Annotated in this window: 13 protein-coding genes; 5 read left to right on the top strand and 8 right to left on the bottom strand. The window is 71.1% G+C overall.

The window, feature by feature from the left end; translation table 11 throughout:
• Window positions 1–74 precede the first annotated feature (74 nt).
• From aceA to HWD99_RS11480, 3 genes are all read left to right on the top strand, one after another.
• Window positions 75–1,397, top strand: a complete 1,323-nt coding sequence (aceA, locus tag HWD99_RS11490) for an isocitrate lyase (protein WP_241796359.1) — start codon at window positions 75–77, stop codon at window positions 1,395–1,397.
• 24 nt (window positions 1,398–1,421) lie between these two features.
• Window positions 1,422–3,092 (top strand): malate synthase A, encoded by a 1,671-nt coding sequence (gene aceB, locus HWD99_RS11485; RefSeq protein ID WP_241796358.1) that lies wholly within the window; start codon window positions 1,422–1,424, stop codon window positions 3,090–3,092.
• A gap of 84 nt (window positions 3,093–3,176) precedes the next feature.
• Window positions 3,177–3,611 (top strand): hypothetical protein, encoded by a 435-nt coding sequence (locus HWD99_RS11480; RefSeq protein ID WP_241796357.1) that lies wholly within the window; start codon window positions 3,177–3,179, stop codon window positions 3,609–3,611.
• Window positions 3,612–3,924: 313 nt separating this feature from the next.
• On the opposite strand, the gene HWD99_RS11475 is transcribed toward HWD99_RS11480, so the two are convergent.
• A complete protein-coding gene (locus HWD99_RS11475; RefSeq protein ID WP_241796356.1) occupies window positions 3,925–4,998 on the bottom strand; it encodes a helix-turn-helix domain-containing protein in 1,074 nt (357 codons plus the stop codon).
• 142 nt (window positions 4,999–5,140) lie between these two features.
• Window positions 5,141–5,650: an Lrp/AsnC family transcriptional regulator gene (locus HWD99_RS11470; protein ID WP_241796355.1), complete on the bottom strand. Its 510-nt coding sequence runs from the start codon at window positions 5,648–5,650 to the stop codon at window positions 5,141–5,143.
• Window positions 5,651–5,824: 174 nt separating this feature from the next.
• Between HWD99_RS11470 and ald the strand changes: the two genes are divergently transcribed.
• A complete protein-coding gene (gene ald / locus HWD99_RS11465) occupies window positions 5,825–6,919 on the top strand; it encodes an alanine dehydrogenase (RefSeq protein WP_241796354.1) in 1,095 nt (364 codons plus the stop codon).
• A 93-nt stretch (window positions 6,920–7,012) separates the two neighbouring features.
• Window positions 7,013–8,212, top strand: a complete 1,200-nt coding sequence (locus tag HWD99_RS11460; protein ID WP_241796353.1) for a pyridoxal phosphate-dependent aminotransferase — start codon at window positions 7,013–7,015, stop codon at window positions 8,210–8,212.
• A 27-nt stretch (window positions 8,213–8,239) separates the two neighbouring features.
• Here HWD99_RS11460 and HWD99_RS11455 read toward each other — a convergent pair whose 3' ends face one another.
• Genes HWD99_RS11455 through HWD99_RS11430 form a run of 6 tightly spaced genes read right to left on the bottom strand, consistent with a single transcriptional unit; the run spans window position 8,240 to window position 14,837 of the window.
• On the bottom strand, window positions 8,240–8,641 hold the full coding sequence (locus tag HWD99_RS11455; RefSeq protein WP_241796352.1) for a glyoxalase/bleomycin resistance/extradiol dioxygenase family protein: 402 nt from the start codon (window positions 8,639–8,641) through the stop codon (window positions 8,240–8,242).
• A 55-nt stretch (window positions 8,642–8,696) separates the two neighbouring features.
• Complete coding sequence (locus HWD99_RS11450; RefSeq protein ID WP_241796351.1) at window positions 8,697–10,076, bottom strand: AMP-binding protein; 1,380 nt, start codon at window positions 10,074–10,076, stop codon at window positions 8,697–8,699.
• Window positions 10,069–10,677: a phosphohydrolase gene (locus HWD99_RS11445; RefSeq protein WP_241796350.1), complete on the bottom strand. Its 609-nt coding sequence runs from the start codon at window positions 10,675–10,677 to the stop codon at window positions 10,069–10,071. Before HWD99_RS11445 ends, HWD99_RS11450 begins: the two co-directional genes overlap by 8 nt.
• A complete protein-coding gene (locus tag HWD99_RS11440) occupies window positions 10,670–12,565 on the bottom strand; it encodes a VWA domain-containing protein (RefSeq protein WP_241796349.1) in 1,896 nt (631 codons plus the stop codon). The genes HWD99_RS11445 and HWD99_RS11440 overlap by 8 nt, the downstream gene beginning before the upstream one ends.
• Window positions 12,562–13,254: a potassium transporter Kef gene (locus tag HWD99_RS11435; protein ID WP_241796348.1), complete on the bottom strand. Its 693-nt coding sequence runs from the start codon at window positions 13,252–13,254 to the stop codon at window positions 12,562–12,564. Before HWD99_RS11435 ends, HWD99_RS11440 begins: the two co-directional genes overlap by 4 nt.
• Window positions 13,251–14,837, bottom strand: a complete 1,587-nt coding sequence (locus tag HWD99_RS11430; protein ID WP_241796347.1) for a MoxR family ATPase — start codon at window positions 14,835–14,837, stop codon at window positions 13,251–13,253. The genes HWD99_RS11435 and HWD99_RS11430 overlap by 4 nt, the downstream gene beginning before the upstream one ends.
• Window positions 14,838–14,842 lie beyond the last annotated feature (5 nt).

The raw sequence follows: 14,842 nt of genomic DNA, 5'->3' as shown, positions 1-14,842 counted from the left end.
AGCCCCGCTTCTTCACCCACAGTGGAAACACGCCACCCGGCTTCACGGTCCGGGCATCCAACGGAGGAGACACCATGACGAACGCTCAGAACCACACACCCCGCCCCGCCGGTCTGCGCGCCGGCGACCAGGTTCAGACGGCCGCCGAGCTCCGGGAGATCTGGGAGACGGATCCTCGGTGGGACGGCGTCGAGCGCACGTACTCGGCCGAAGACGTCATCCGCATCCGCGGATCGGTCCGCGAGGACTCCACCCTCGCGCACCGCGGGGCCGAGAACCTGTGGAACCTCCTGCACACCGAGGACTACGTGCGGGCGCTCGGCGCCTACACCGGCGGCCAGGCCGTGCAGCAGGTGCGCGCCGGTCTCAAGGCGATCTACCTCTCGGGCTGGCAGGTCGCGGCCGACGGCAACCTCGCCGGTCAGACCTACCCCGACCAGTCGCTCTACCCGGCGAACTCGGTGCCGGCGGTCGTGCGGCGCATCAACAACGCGCTGATCCGTCAGGACCAGCTCGAGCACGCCGAGGGCGAGGTCACCCAGGACTGGCTGGCCCCGATCGTCGCCGATGCCGAGGCCGGCTTCGGCGGGCCGCTCAACGCGTACGAGCTCGCGCAGTCGCTGATCCAGGCCGGCGCCGCGGCCATCCACTGGGAGGACCAGCTCGCGAGCGAGAAGAAGTGCGGTCACCTGGGCGGCAAGGTGCTCGTGCCGACGCAGCAGCACATCCGCACGCTCAACGCGGCCCGCCTGGCGGCCGACGTGGCCGGGGTGCCGACCGTCATCATCGCCCGGACGGATGCTCTCGCCGCCGACCTGCTCACGAGCGACGTCGACGAGCGCGATCAGCAGTTCACCACCGGCGAGCGCACGACCGAGGGCTTCTACCGCATCCGCCCCGGCATCGAATCGGTCATCAGTCGCGGGCTCGCCTTCGCGCCGTACGCCGATCTGCTGTGGGTCGAGACGGGTGAGCCCGACATCGAGCTGGCCCGCGAGTTCGCCGCCGCCGTCCACGCGCAGTTCCCGGGCAAGCTGCTCGCGTACAACTGCTCACCGAGCTTCAACTGGAAGCGCCACCTGTCGGACGCCGAGATCGCGACGTTCCAGCAGGAGCTGGCCGACCTGGGCTACAAGTTCCAGTTCATCACGCTCGCCGGCTTCCATGCCCTGAACCACTCGATGTTCGACCTCGCCCGCGGGTACGCCGAGCGCGCCATGAGCGCGTACGTCGAACTGCAGGAGGCCGAGTTCGCCGCCGAGGCGAACGGCTACACCGCCACCAAGCACCAGCGCGAGGCGGGCACCGGCTACTTCGACGTCATCTCCACCGCGCTCAACCCCGACAGCGCGACCCTCGCCCTCGCCGGCTCCACCGAAGCCGCGCAGTTCCACTGAACCTCTTGTGAAGGACACACGATCATGACCACTCCCACCGCTCCCCCGACCACCGCTCCGATCCAGACGGCGCAGCAGGGCCCGGCGATCACCGTCACCGGCCCGCTGCGTGAGCGCTACGACGAGATCCTCACCCCCGAGGCGATCGCGTTCCTCACCGAGCTGCACCATCGCTATGCCGCACGTCGCCACGACAGGCTGGCCGACCGCATGCGCCGCCGGTTCGAGATCGGCAACGGTCACGACCCGCGGTTCCGTGACGACACCGCGCACATCCGCCAGGATGCCGAGTGGCGCGTCGCGGGCCCCGGGCCCGGCCTCGAGGACCGCCGCGTCGAGATCACGGGGCCGACCGACCCGAAGATGACGATCAACGCCCTGAACTCGGGCGCTCGGGTCTGGCTCGCCGACCAGGAGGATGCCACGAGCCCCACCTGGAAGAACGTCATCGAGGGGCAGCTGTCTCTCCGCGACGCGATCCGCGGAGAGCTCTCCTTCACGGGTCCGTCGACCGCGTCGGGCCCCGGCAAGGAGTACCGCGTCACCGCCGAGCGCACTCCCACGATCGTGATGCGCCCGCGCGGCTGGCACCTGCCCGAGAAGCACCTGCAGTTCACCGATCGCGCAGGTCGGCGCACCGCGGCATCCGGCTCGCTCGTCGACTTCGGGCTGTACTTCTTCCACAACGCGCAGCAGCTGATCTCCGCCGGCCGCGGCCCGTACTTCTACCTCGCGAAGCTCGAGTCGAGCGAGGAGGCGAAGCTCTGGGACGACGTGTTCTCGTTCAGTGAGGAGTACGTCGGCATCGCGCACGGAACGATCCGTGCGACCGTGCTGATCGAGACGCTGCCGGCGGCGTTCGAGATGGACGAGATCCTCTACGAGCTGCGCGACCACTGCGCCGGCCTCAACGCCGGGCGCTGGGACTACATCTTCTCGATCATCAAGAACTACCGCGGTCGCGGCGCACGGTTCGTGCTCCCCGACCGCAGCGAGGTCACGATGACGGTGCCGTTCATGCGGGCGTACACCGAGCTGCTCGTGCAGACCTGCCACAAGCGGGGCGCCTACGCGATCGGCGGCATGAGCGCCTTCATCCCCAACCGGCGCGACCCCGAGGTCACGGCGCGGGCGATCGAGAAGGTGACGGCCGACAAGAAGCGCGAGGCCGGCGACGGCTTCGACGGCACCTGGGTGGCGCACCCCGACCTCATCCCCACCGCGCAGGCCGAGTTCGACGCCGTGCTCGGCGATCGTCCGAACCAGGTCGACCGTCAGCGCCCGGAGGTCACGGTGACCGCGGCGCAGCTGCTCGATCTGCACATCGGACGTCCGATCACGGCTCGGGGCGTACGCGACAACGTGTCGGTCGCGATCCGCTATCTCGAGGCCTGGCTGCGCGGCCTCGGCGCCGTCGCGATCGACAATCTGATGGAGGATGCCGCCACCGCCGAGATCAGCCGTTCGCAGGTGTGGCAGTGGATCCATCAGGACCGCACCACCGAAGACGGCACGCCGATCACGCCCGAATACGTCGAGGGCCTGATCGTCGAGGTGCTCGACGAGGTGTCGCGTCACGATGGCGATCGCTTCGACGACGCGGCATCCGTCTTCCGCGAGGTGGCGCTCCGCGAGGAGTTCCCCGCCTTCCTCACCCTCGGCGCCTACAGTCGCTTCCTCGTCGAGGAGGGCTGAGTCCCCGAGAACGCGATGACGCCCCTCGGTGCCGAGATCCGGACCGAGGGGCGTCGTCGCGTCAGGCGGGCGTAGCCTGGGACGATGAGCGACGTCTGGACCGACATCTCCTCGGAATTCCTGCACCTCTACCCGCGCGGACGACGGCTGCTCGTCGTCGCGGGAGCCGATGCCGAGCGCTCCCGCCGCGCCGCGGACGACCTCGCGGCGGCGTTGACCTCGGCCGATCAGCACGTCGAGCGCGCACACAGCGCCGACGGCTCAGAACAGCAGCTCCGCGACGAGATCGTCTCGCCGTTCCGTCAGCGCGAGGACTCGGGGTCGGTGCTGATCGTGTCGGGCCCCGCCCCGCTGCTGAGCGAGTCCACCCGAGGGATCTGGAACTACATCCTGTGGCAGCTCGCGGGCGATGAGCCTCCGCACTCGATCGCCTCCGCGATCGTCGACGTCTCGGATCCCGCGAATCCCCGCCGTCGCTTCGCCGATTACTGCGCACTGCCCGCATCGTTCGGCGCCTGACGCCCGCGACCGGCCACGGGCACGGGTCCCGCCCCGAGCTTCCGGACGGGCGTCTCCGCCACGTCCGGAAGCCGTGACCGGGAACATCGAGAGTGCCGCGGCGCCTCTCTCCTCCCCCGCCATGGCCCGTCTGGGGGCACGGGCAGGTCCAGGTTATGCAGCGGGCGAGACGCCCGGAACGGACGGGATCGGTCCTGTCACCGGACGCGCGCACGCAGGCACTCCAGAGCATGTCTGGCACCGGATCCGCGCCCGCGTGGCACCGGGGCGCGCGATCCGCGCAGCGTGTCACGCCCTCGCGCGGTCGCTCCGGTCAGGACGGGCTGCGCTCCTGCTCGTCGGAGAGCAGCATCGCCTCGGCGAGACGCGGCGGAGATGCTGCCGCCAGCCGGTACGCGCTCGGGCTCACGCCGACGTGGCGCGCGAACTGCGCACGCAGGGCGGCGGCATCGAGGAATCCCGACCTCGACGCGACCGTCGCGAGGTCCTGCATCGGGGTCGCCGCCAGCTCGTCCCTCGCGGTCTCGAGCCGACGACGCAGCAGCCTCGCCGCCAGGGTCTCGTCGGTGCCTGCGAACAGACGGAACAGCTGGCGACGACTCATGTGCAACTCCGCAGCCAGCATCTCGATCCGGAACCCGGCATCTCGATGGCGGGCGTCGATGACCCTCATCGCCTCGGCCCGGAGCTCGCTCGCCCGATCCATCTCGCCGTCGCCGGGAAGCTGCCGGAAGAGCCCGCGTACCAGCGCGACGAGGGTCGACTCCGTACCCGCGACCGTTCCGACGCCCTGGTCGGGGTCACGCATCCACTCCGAGAGCATCCGCGAGAACGCCACTCCGGCAGCCCTGGTCAGCGGGGTGTCGGGGAACACGTCCGCCCCTCTGGCCAGCACCTTCCGGTGCCCCGGGAGCGCTGAGACCGGCACGACGACACCCGTCGTCTCGCTGACCCCCCGATGCTCGACCGCCGAGGTCCCCAGGCTCGACATGAAGCCCATGCGCCCGACCGCCAGAGCCTGGACTCCGGTCGCGGTGCGCAGACGCTGCCCGCCCTGGTTCGCCATGCCGACGATCACGATGTCCTCACCACCCGGTGCGCCGCGGTCGTAGCTCACCGTGTGCGGCGTCTCGAGGGTGCTGTAGAGCATCGTCGACCCGATCGATCGGCGCAGCAGCGCCGCTTCGAACGCCGCGGGATCGTCGGCGCTCATCGTCCCGAAGTTCGACAGCTGCATCATGCCCCTGTGTCCGTCGAGTCTGATCACGTTCGCGGCCAGCCAGCGCGGGACCCCGGGTGCTCCCGCGCACTCACCCGCGCCGCCATCGCCGCCCGCCAGTCGTCGCGCCCAGGCAGTCAGCTGCCCCTCGTCGAGCATGCGCACCATCGCGTCCCCCAGAACTCCGCGCGCTCTCCCGCGACATCGCGGCCGAGCCCCGGGCTCACCCTAGACACCGCACTGAGTCGCGTGCAATATCCTGCTCAGGCGGGGGTCGGCCCCCCCCCACTGCACGCGCGTCTGCCGGGACTCAGCGGAAGGACGCGGCCACCGAATTGCGGTGGTAGTCGAAGACGATGCTCGTGCGCGTCGAGGCCACGCTGCTCTGTGCCGAAAGGTGCTCGAGCACGAACTCGCGCATCTCCGACGAGTCGGCCACCGCGATGTGCAGCAGGAAGTCGTCGTCCCCTCCGAGGAAGAAGACCTGGATCACCTGGGGCAGCCCTCGCACCCGGTCGGCGAACTCGACGATGCTCTCTCGGCGAGCGCTCGGGCGCAGGCTCACGCCGATGATCGCCTGCAGTCCGGCACCCAGCATCCGCTCGTCGACGCTCGCGTGGAATCCGGTGATGACGCCACGCTGGGTGAGCGCCCGCAGGCGCGCGTGCGCGGTGGAGGGCGCCACGCCCAGATGACCCGCGAGCTCGGCGTTCGTCATCCGCCCGTCGGCGCTGAGCAGCTGCACGATCTTGGCATCGACCGCGTCGAGGGCCGGTGCCCGAAGGGTGTTCGATGACGGGGCCTCGGGCGCTGTCTCCATGTGAACGATTATGCAGGATGATGCGGATCATCGAATCTTCTTCAGTGATTGTGGTGCTGAATCGACGTTTCTGCGATTCTGTACTGCACTGAGCTGCACTGAAAGAACTGCACGGCGCCGCACGAACTGCAGTGCGCCGCGCTGCGCCCCTGCGAGCTGTCACCTGGAGGATCGATGAAGATCGGCGTGCCGACCGAAGTCAAGAACAACGAGAACCGCACCGCGCTCACCCCCGCGGGCGCCGATCGGCTGGTTCACGAAGGGCACCGCGTCCTGGTGCAGTCGGGCGCAGGAGTCGGCTCGGGCATCTCCGACGACGCGTACCGGGCCGCCGGTGCCGAGATCGTCGCCACGGCCGAGGAGGCCTGGGGCGAGGCCGATCTGCTCATCAAGGTGAAGGAGCCGATCGCGCAGGAGTACGGGTTCCTGCGCTCCGACCTCACACTCTTCACGTACCTGCACCTCGCGGCCGACCGCGCACTCACCACCGCACTGGTCGAGGCGGGCACGACGGCCGTCGCCTATGAGACCGTGCAGCTGCCCGACCGCAGTCTGCCGCTGCTGATCCCCATGAGCGAGATCGCCGGGCGGCTCTCGGTCACCATGGGCTCGTACTCCCTGATGCGTTCGGCGGGCGGACGGGGGATGCTGCTCGGCGGCATCGCCGGAACCCCGCGCGCCGAGGTGGTCGTGATCGGCGGCGGTGTCGCCGGCGAGCATGCGGCGGCCAATGCCCTGGGCCTGGGGGCGAAGGTCACGGTCGTCGACATCTCCCTCCCCCGCCTGCGCGAGCTCGAGCACCGCTACGGCGGTGCCCTCGAGACCCGCGCGTCGAGCCGCTACGACATCGCGCACGAGCTGCTGACGGCCGACCTCGTGATCGGATCGGTGCTGATCCCCGGCGCGGCCGCCCCGAAGCTCGTGACCGATGACATGGTCGCGGCCATGAAGCCCGGCTCGGTGCTCGTCGACATCGCGATCGACCAGGGGGGATGCTTCGAGGGGTCCCGCCCGACCACGCACGACGACCCGACCTTCGCGGTGCACGACTCGATCTACTACTGCGTCGCGAACATGCCTGGCGCCGTACCCGAGACGGCGACGCGGGCGCTCACGAACGCGACACTGCCCTACGTGTCGGCGATCGCGGGCACCGGCTGGGAAGCCGCCGCCGCGGCCGATCCCGCGCTGGCGAAGGGCCTGAACGTGCAGGGCGGTCGCATCACGCTCGACGCCGTGGCCGCGGCGCACGGCTTCGCCACCGCCTGACGGCGACACAGGAGGGCGAGAACGGCAAGAATGGCCGTTCTTGATGACCGCCGCCCCCTCACGGCGCACGCTCGGCCGAGTACGCTCGTAGTCGTGACCGAACGCGCTCCTCTCTCTCGCAAGCTGTCCGCCATCGCCGAGTCGGCGACCCTCAAGGTCGATGCCAAGGCGAAGGCCCTCAAGGCCGAAGGCAAGCCCGTCATCTCGTATGCCGCCGGCGAGCCCGATTTCGCGACGCCGCAGTTCATCGTCGACGCTGCGGCCGAGGCCCTCGCCGACCCGGCGAGCTACCGGTACACGCCGGCACCGGGACTCCCGGCGCTGCGCGAGGCGATCGCCGCGAAGACGCTCCGCGACTCCGGCCTCGAGGTCTCGCCGAGCCAGGTCATCGTGACCAACGGCGGCAAGCAGTCGGTGTATCAGGCCTTCCAGGCCGTGGTGAACCCGGGCGACGAGGTGCTGCTGCCGGCACCGTACTGGACGACCTACCCCGAGGCGATCCGTCTCGCCGACGGCACCCCCGTCGAGGTGTTCGCGGGAGCCGACCAGGACTACAAGGTCACCGTCGAGCAGCTCGAGGCCGCCCGCACCGAGCGCACCACCGTGCTCGTCTTCGTCTCTCCGTCGAACCCGACCGGCTCGGTGTACACGGCGGAGGAGACCGCGGCCATCGGCGAGTGGGCTCTCGAGCACGGCATCTGGGTGATCTCCGACGAGATCTACCAGAACCTCACCTACGAGGGCGTGAAGGCGACCTCCATCGTCGAGGCCGTTCCCGCTCTCGCCGGGCAGACGATCCTCGTCAACGGCGTGGCCAAGACCTATGCGATGACCGGATGGCGCGTGGGCTGGATGGTCGGACCCGCTGATGCCATCAAGATCGCCGGCAACCTGCAGTCGCACCTGTCGAGCAACGTGAACAACGTCGCCCAGAAGGCGGCGATCGCGGCGCTGAACGGCCCGCAGACCGAGGCCGAGCAGTTCCGCGAGGCCTTTGACCGCCGCCGTCGTCTGATCGTGTCGGAGCTGTCGAAGATCGACGGCCTCGTCGTGCCGAACCCGCTCGGCGCGTTCTACGTGTACCCCGACGTGCAGGGTCTGCTCGGCCGCACCTGGGGCGGCGTGACGCCGACCACCTCCCTCGAGCTCGCCGATCTGATCCTCGACCAGGCCGAGGTCGCGGTCGTGCCGGGTGAGGCCTTCGGCCCCTCGGGATACATCCGGATGTCGTACGCGCTCGGCGACGACCAGCTCCTCGAAGGGGTGCAGCGCCTGCAGCGCCTGTTCCGCTGACGACCGGCGGGGCGCCGACGACCGCGATCAGTCCTCGTCGTGGAATCCGATGAGCCAGCGGATGCCGTAGCGGTCGACGAGCGTCCCGTCGTAGTCGCCCCACGGCCGCTTCTGCAGAGCATCGATCACGCGGCCGCCTGACGACAGCCGATCGAACCAGCTCGTCAGCGTCGTGGCGTCCGCCGTGCCGAGCAGCGACAGGAACATGCCGCTCATCTGCACCGCGTCGTCGTCGGCCCCGGCATCCGCTCCGGCCAGCTCGACGGCGCCGGACAGCTGCCCGTGCGCGATGGAGTCCCCCGGCCCGTCGTGCCGCCCCGCGGTGGCGTAGTCGAGTGTCTGCAGCTCACCGCCGAAGACCGACCGGTAGTGCTCGAGCGCCTCCGCGGCGTTGCCGGGGAACAGCAGGTAGGGGATCAGTCCGCTCATGCCGCGAGTGTACGACGCTCCGGCGCCGCTGTCAGGGTCTGCGCCGAGTGCGGACTCAGTCGGGTACGCAGCTGCGGTAGCGCCGGGGCTTGCCCTCGCCGAGATCGCTCACCCGGGCGACCCTCCGCAGCTCGACCGGCTCGCCGAGCAGGGCGGCGAGCGCGGCGCGGGCGCCGGCCTCGTCGCCTCGCGCGATCACGGCGAGGACCCGGCCGTCGGGCCCCTGACGGACCGACCACCCCTCGGCACCGTGCGCCTGCAGCTGCTGCGTGAGTTCGACGCAGGGCACGAGCGCACCGTCGTCGGCACGGAAGCGCGTGTTCTCCCGCCCCTCCAGGTCGGCGATGCCGATCGCTCCGTCGTCGAGGGTGACGAGCCGCCCGTGGTCGCCGGTGCGGTAGCGCACGAGCGGCAGCAGGGGGTTCTCCCCCGCGGTCACGACGATCTCCCCCATCTCCCCCTCGGGGACGGCGACGTCGCGGTGGGGATCGAGCACCTCGACGTGCACGCGGCGGTCGAGCACCCGGAAAGGCCCGTCATCGACGCGCACCGCGATGGGCCGCGTCTCGTGCAGGCCGTACACGTCGAACACCGGGCAGTCGAACGCCGCCTCGATCCGCGCCCGCAGTGGCCCGGACAGGGCCATGGCCCCCGAGAACACGACCCGGGGATGCAGCACGGCGTCGAGTCCCGCGTCGAGCAGCTCGGCGAGGCTCGTGGGGTGTCCGCTCAGGATCTGCGGGTCGGCGTCGGCGAGGAAGCGCTCACGGGCGTCGGGTCCGGGCCACGCCGACGGATGCAGGTTGAGCCGGGACATCGCGCGCTGGGCGAAGCTCGAGACGACCGAGACGTAGGTGAAGGCCTGGCGCTGGAACACGAGGTTGGCCACGGCCATGCGCTCGCCCTCCGCGACGATCGGGACTCCCGCCGATGCGGCGAGCGCCACGAGCAGGTGGAAGCCGCGCGCCACCTCCTCGACGTCGTCGGGGATCAGCAGCGCCGCGCCGGTCGAGCCGGAGCTGGTGCCGTGCAGCATGCGGGAGAGGTCGGCGTCGAGCGGCACGAATGCTGCCAGGTCGTCGACGAGGTCGCGCCGGGCGATCGTGGGAAAGTCGTCGAGCACGGCGTGTGCGGGCATGCCGCGATAGCGCAGCGTGCGCCGGGCGGCGTCGAGGTGCTCGGCGATCCAGCCGTCGAGGGGCAGCGGATGCCTCACCCGCTCGGCCTGCTCAGCGGTCAGGCGATCGCCGGTCGCATGCGTCCACTGCGGTGCGTCGGGGTGGGTGCGCCATCGCGCCAGGCGAGCAGCACCCGCCGGATCGAGGGTCGGCCAGCGTTCGGCATCGCTCAGCACCGCCGCCTCGCCGGGCGCGTACTCGGCGAGCGCGAGTCCCCCGAGCAGATCGGGATCGGCCGCCGTGCGAGCGTCACTCACTGGAGTACCGCGCCGCCGCCTCTCTGCGGCGCGCCTCGTCGAGCTTGCGGGCGATCTCGGCGCGATGGCGGTGACCCTCGTAGGCGTCGGCGAGCGCACGGTCGCGCGCGAGCGAGTCGCACGCGGCGAGGAGCGACGCGGCCGTCGCCGCATCCTCCCCCGCGGGAAGGTACCCGCACCAGAGCAGGAAGGTGCGCGCCGCCTCGATGCGGCGCTCGTCGTCGGAGGTCCAGGCGGCGGGATCGGCGACGGGTGCCACCCGGAGCGCCAGCGCATCGACGGCGAGTGCGGTCCGTCCGTGCGCGAGCGCGGGTTCGAGGGGTTCGATGACTCCCTCGCTGGCGACGAGCCAGAGCGCGATGCCGGCTCCTCGGCGCACCCGCGGGTCGTCGTCGAACCGCTGCGCGGCGATCGGCCCGCCGACGATGTCTCCGGCGAGCGCCCGGAGCGAAACCCGCTCGTCGAGGAACTCCTGCGGGACGCGGGAGATCCGCGCGGCGACCGATTCCAGCGACGGTCCCGTCCTCGCACGCGCCCAGGCCTCGGCCTCTCCACCCGATCTCTCGCTCCAGGCTGCGAGCAGCGCCTCGGTCTCAGCCATGCAGCGTCGCCGCCAGGGCCGCGCATGCCGCGGGAGCATCGGCCATCGTCTGCAGATAGACCACGTCGTACCCGTCCCGCTCGGCGAGCTGGGCGACCTGGCGACGGGGATCCATGAGCACGAGCGTACCGGTGGTGAGCACCGCGCGAACCGCGCGGGCGACGCCCGCGTAGGGCTCGTTGCCGACCCCGAACATCGAGACGAGACCGTCGTCGGAGAGCACGACCACGTGCCGCTGGGTGTCGTCGTCCGCCGGCGGGAGGTTCGCATACCGGGCGGCGTACAGGTCGAGCGGGAACGACGTCGACCGGCCGAAGAACAGCGAGATCGCCGCGATGATCTCCTCCGGATCGCGCCCGAACCGCGGCATCCCCGCGACCTCGCCGGTGCCCGAGAAGCTCGTGACCCGCACGCGTCCGCCGCCGCGCAGGATCGACAGCGCGAGGATCGTGCCTGCCAGCACGGCGGGCGAGCCGCGATGCGGATGAGTCATCGAACCAGAGGAGTCGATGTAGAGATCGAGCTCGAGACTCGTCTCCCGCACGAGCGGCTCGTCGTCGAGTTCGGAGCGGCGCCGCGTGGTCACCCCGGGGATCACCGCGCCCGAGCGCATCGTGACGGGCCAGTCGATGTCGCCGAGGGCGTCGCCGACCTCCCACAGCTCGAGCGGCCCGGGGATGCCCCCGGTCGGGATCGACGGCGCGGGCCGGGTGTACGGCCGCACCCACGCGGAGGCCTCGGTGCGGTACCACGCGGCGACGACGGCATCCTTCCCACTGTCGCGGTACAGCTGCAGTGTGCGTGCGAGGGTGAGATGTTGCCCGGCGCTCTTCTTCTCCCCGTCGATTCCGTCATCGGGATCGACGCTGTCGTTGCTGTCGCGCACCGTGCCCGGATGCCGCGGCAGATCGCCGCGCAGTCGCTGATCGGCGAGGAGGCGACCGAGTTCCGCGGCGGTCGCGGGCCGGTCGTCGACGCCGCACCCGACGGGAGGCTCGAGGGGCCAGCCACCGGCGGCGTCCTGCTCGGCGAGATACGGTGCCGCGATCACTCCGAACAGCGCGGCTCCCGACACCGGGTCGGTGCCGAACGTGCGCACGGCGTCGGCGACCAGGGCCGCGTCGACCGGTGGATTCGTGGCGGTCGCCCCCGCGAGCTCCGCGGCGACGCGCTCGCGCTCGGCACGGGCCTCGCGCAGCAGCCGCTCCTTCTCGCGGTGTTCCTCGGGGATCTCACTCATCGGGACCGGCCGTTGAGCCACGGGCCTGGCGACCGGACGAGCCGGCGGCTCAGGCGCGCACAGAGTGCCCTGCGGCAGCTGCCACAGCAGCTCGTACGCACGGCAGTAGACCCACCAGAGACGGTCGGCGCTGTCGGCGGGCGCGGGATACAGCGCACGTCCGAGCCGGACGATGCCCAGATCGCGCGTCGGGGTGGAAGAGCCTCCGGCCTCGGCGCGCTGCAGCTGCGCGAGACGGGTGTTCACGAGCAGATCGCTCCACAGATTGCCGAGCCGCCGCGCCCCGTCGCCGGCGTCGCGATGAGGCGACACGGTCATGATCGCCCTGGCCATCTGGTGGTCGATCTTCAGCGCGTCGATGCGGGTGCTGGGGGCGAGCACGTGGTGACCGATCTCGTGCGCGAACATGCTCCACAGCTCGTCGGCGAGTCCTCGTTCGGCGAGGTAGTGCGGATCCACGGTGACCGAGGGCGGGAAGCGGAACCAGGCGGGCGCCCCGTGCCGGGCGGCGGCACCCGGGTGCATCCGGGGGTCGTCGAGACGCACGCGCCACAGGGCGAGCGCCCGCTCCCAGGCTGCTCGCGCCTCATCGCTCAACGGCACCGTCTCCGGCGCCGGCTGCGCGCGCTGCTCGGGCTCCGCGCTCACGCGGCCTCCCGCACGTGCACCCACGCGAGGTGCGTGTCGGGGCCGATCACCACCGTCACGCCATCCTGCACCGTCACGCGCTCACCGCTCGCGAGTGCCGTGGCCGGCTCCTCTGCGAGCACGGCGAGTCGCGAGCCCCACACATCGGCGTCGAGACGCCACCAGACGCCTCCGACGAGGAAGGCGAAGGCGCCGGGGTCGGCCAGGCGCTCCACGCGCTCGGGCGGACGGATCCACGCACCGCCGATGCCGCGGAACCCGCCGACGGCCAGCACGTATCCTCGCTGATCGGCACGGCCCGGCCACCAGAAACGGTCCGTCCCCTGGCGCCGTATGAAGACGTCGAGCTGGTCGACGCCGATTCCGAGCACGGCTGCCGCCGCCACGCGCGTCTCGGCGGTCGGCAGCGCGGCGAGCCTGGTCAGTGCATCGGCACGCAGGCCGAGCGCGCCGGCGCGCCATCCGGCGATCGCGACGAGGTCGAGCGCCCGGTCACGGTCGTCGCGGGATGCCGCATCCGCCGCGACCCCTGCGGCGAGCGCCCGGGTGAACAGCTCGGCGTCGCCGTGCGCCTGCGACACCGACCTCGCCGCGAGGGCTGTGTCGAGCCCCACGGACGAGAAGTCCGGGAGCGCCGCGGGGGCGAACGGGGCCGGCGCGTTCGCCAGCTGCACGGGCAGGCGATTCACCCGCGCAGCTCCTGCCAGCGCACGTACGCGGTGTAGCGCTGATGCAGGTACTTCAGCGCAATGACGTCATCGAAGTCGCGCCCGTACAGCTTGCCGACCGTCGCGATGCGGCGCAGCTGCGCCTCGACGGCCGTGACCCGCCGCGACGCCTCGAGTGCCGAGACGCCGTCGAGTCCACGATCGAACTCGTCGAGCAGCGCCGCGACCTCGTCATCCGCATCACGTCCGAGCGAGTCGTACTGCCGGCACGACTGGGCGAACAGGTCGGCGAGCCAGCTGACCGTGTCCGTGCTCAGCTCCCGCTCCGCACCGACGTCGAAGCGAGGATGGGTGGCGTTGGCCAGCAGCTTGCCGCGCAGCACGAAAGGCAGCACCGCGGCGACGTCGTCGAGCTCGACCGCATCCACACCGCGGAACCACGCCATCGCCTTGGCGTACAGGATGAGGGTCTGCAGCGCCCGCACCGACAGTCCGTTGCGGGTCTGAGCACCGAGGTCGACGTCGAGGTCCGCGCCGCTGTTGGCCTCGATGACCTCGCCGACCCGGCCGCCCGCGGTCGTCACGACGTCCTTCGTGCGGTACTCGAACCGGCGTCCGCCGTGCTGCACGAACTCGAAGTGGCTGAGGAAGAAGCGCAGGCGGTCGCGCACGGCATCCGGGATCGGCACCGCGCGGATGGACGCGCGCATCTCCGACCGCTGCGCCGCGTCGAAGGCGAGCTCGGCGGGCAGATGCTCCTCGGGCTTCTCCCCCGCCTCGACCCGCGTGATCAGCTCGTCGAAGAAGCGGCTGTTGAATCCGGCGGCCTGCACCGTGACGTCCATGCGATCGCGCAGGGCCTGGATGACCGGGAACGTGCCGCCGCCGGCATCGTCGTTCGCGGTGAAGAACCAGCTCTCGACTCCCCCGTCCGGTGCCGTGCGGCGCATCTGGTCGTGGCTCTCGACGTAGCCCTCGGCCACCATCGTCAGCAGCGCGGACTGGGTCTTGGTCGGGATGCGGTTGTACTCGTCGATGATCTTGACCGGCAGGCCCAGCCAGTCGCGCCACGCGATGCGGATGTCCGACAGCCGCTCCGCCCCCACCAGATCACGGGGCAGCGGGATGCCCACGAGGTCGCTGACCGTGAGCTGCGGCTGCCCCTGCTGCACGGCGCGCCGCACGTCATCGGATGCGGTCCCGGCGAGCACGCCCATGAGCACCGCCACGGTGGTCTTGCCTCGGCCGGGGCCGCCGATCAGCAGGCACTTGCCTCCGACCGCGAAGGTGAGCAGGGGCACGAGCACGTTCGACGAGAACGACGCCTGCGTGGGCAGCGACACCGTGGCTCCGGCGTCGCCCAGCTCGATCGACAGCGGCTCGCCGTGGGAGAACTCCATGTCGTAGTAGGGCGAGATGACGGCCCGGTTCACGATCCAGTAGTAGACCTGGCGCAGCCGCTCGTCGAGAGGCGCGGTGCGGGCCTCCGCGGGGCGGAACAGGTCTTCCGCCGTCAGCTCGCGGACGCCGAGACCGGTGCCGGGATTCGTGGGCGAGGAGGACACTCTGTTCCACCGGTCCGGCTGGTTCCCGCGGTCTGACATGCGAT

Origin of the sequence: Microbacterium sp. C5A9, assembly GCF_022627955.1 — a bacterium.
Taxonomy (GTDB): domain Bacteria; phylum Actinomycetota; class Actinomycetes; order Actinomycetales; family Microbacteriaceae; genus Microbacterium.
Note: the sequence above shows the minus strand (reverse complement) of the source record. Positions and strands in the feature narration are given on the sequence as shown.

Bases quoted from the DNA above. Each gene is read 5' to 3' on its own strand.
- aceA (WP_241796359.1), top strand. From the start codon at position 75: ATGACGAACGCTCAGAACCACACACCCCGCCCCGCCGGTCTGCGCGCC.
- aceB (WP_241796358.1), top strand. From the start codon at position 1,422: ATGACCACTCCCACCGCTCCCCCGACCACCGCTCCGATCCAGACGGCG.
- HWD99_RS11480 (WP_241796357.1), top strand. From the start codon at position 3,177: ATGAGCGACGTCTGGACCGACATCTCCTCGGAATTCCTGCACCTCTAC.
- HWD99_RS11475 (WP_241796356.1), bottom strand. From the start codon at position 4,998: ATGGTGCGCATGCTCGACGAGGGGCAGCTGACTGCCTGGGCGCGACGA.
- HWD99_RS11470 (WP_241796355.1), bottom strand. From the start codon at position 5,650: ATGGAGACAGCGCCCGAGGCCCCGTCATCGAACACCCTTCGGGCACCG.
- ald (WP_241796354.1), top strand. From the start codon at position 5,825: ATGAAGATCGGCGTGCCGACCGAAGTCAAGAACAACGAGAACCGCACC.
- HWD99_RS11455 (WP_241796352.1), bottom strand. From the start codon at position 8,641: ATGAGCGGACTGATCCCCTACCTGCTGTTCCCCGGCAACGCCGCGGAG.
- HWD99_RS11445 (WP_241796350.1), bottom strand. From the start codon at position 10,677: ATGGCTGAGACCGAGGCGCTGCTCGCAGCCTGGAGCGAGAGATCGGGT.
- HWD99_RS11430 (WP_241796347.1), bottom strand. From the start codon at position 14,837: ATGTCAGACCGCGGGAACCAGCCGGACCGGTGGAACAGAGTGTCCTCC.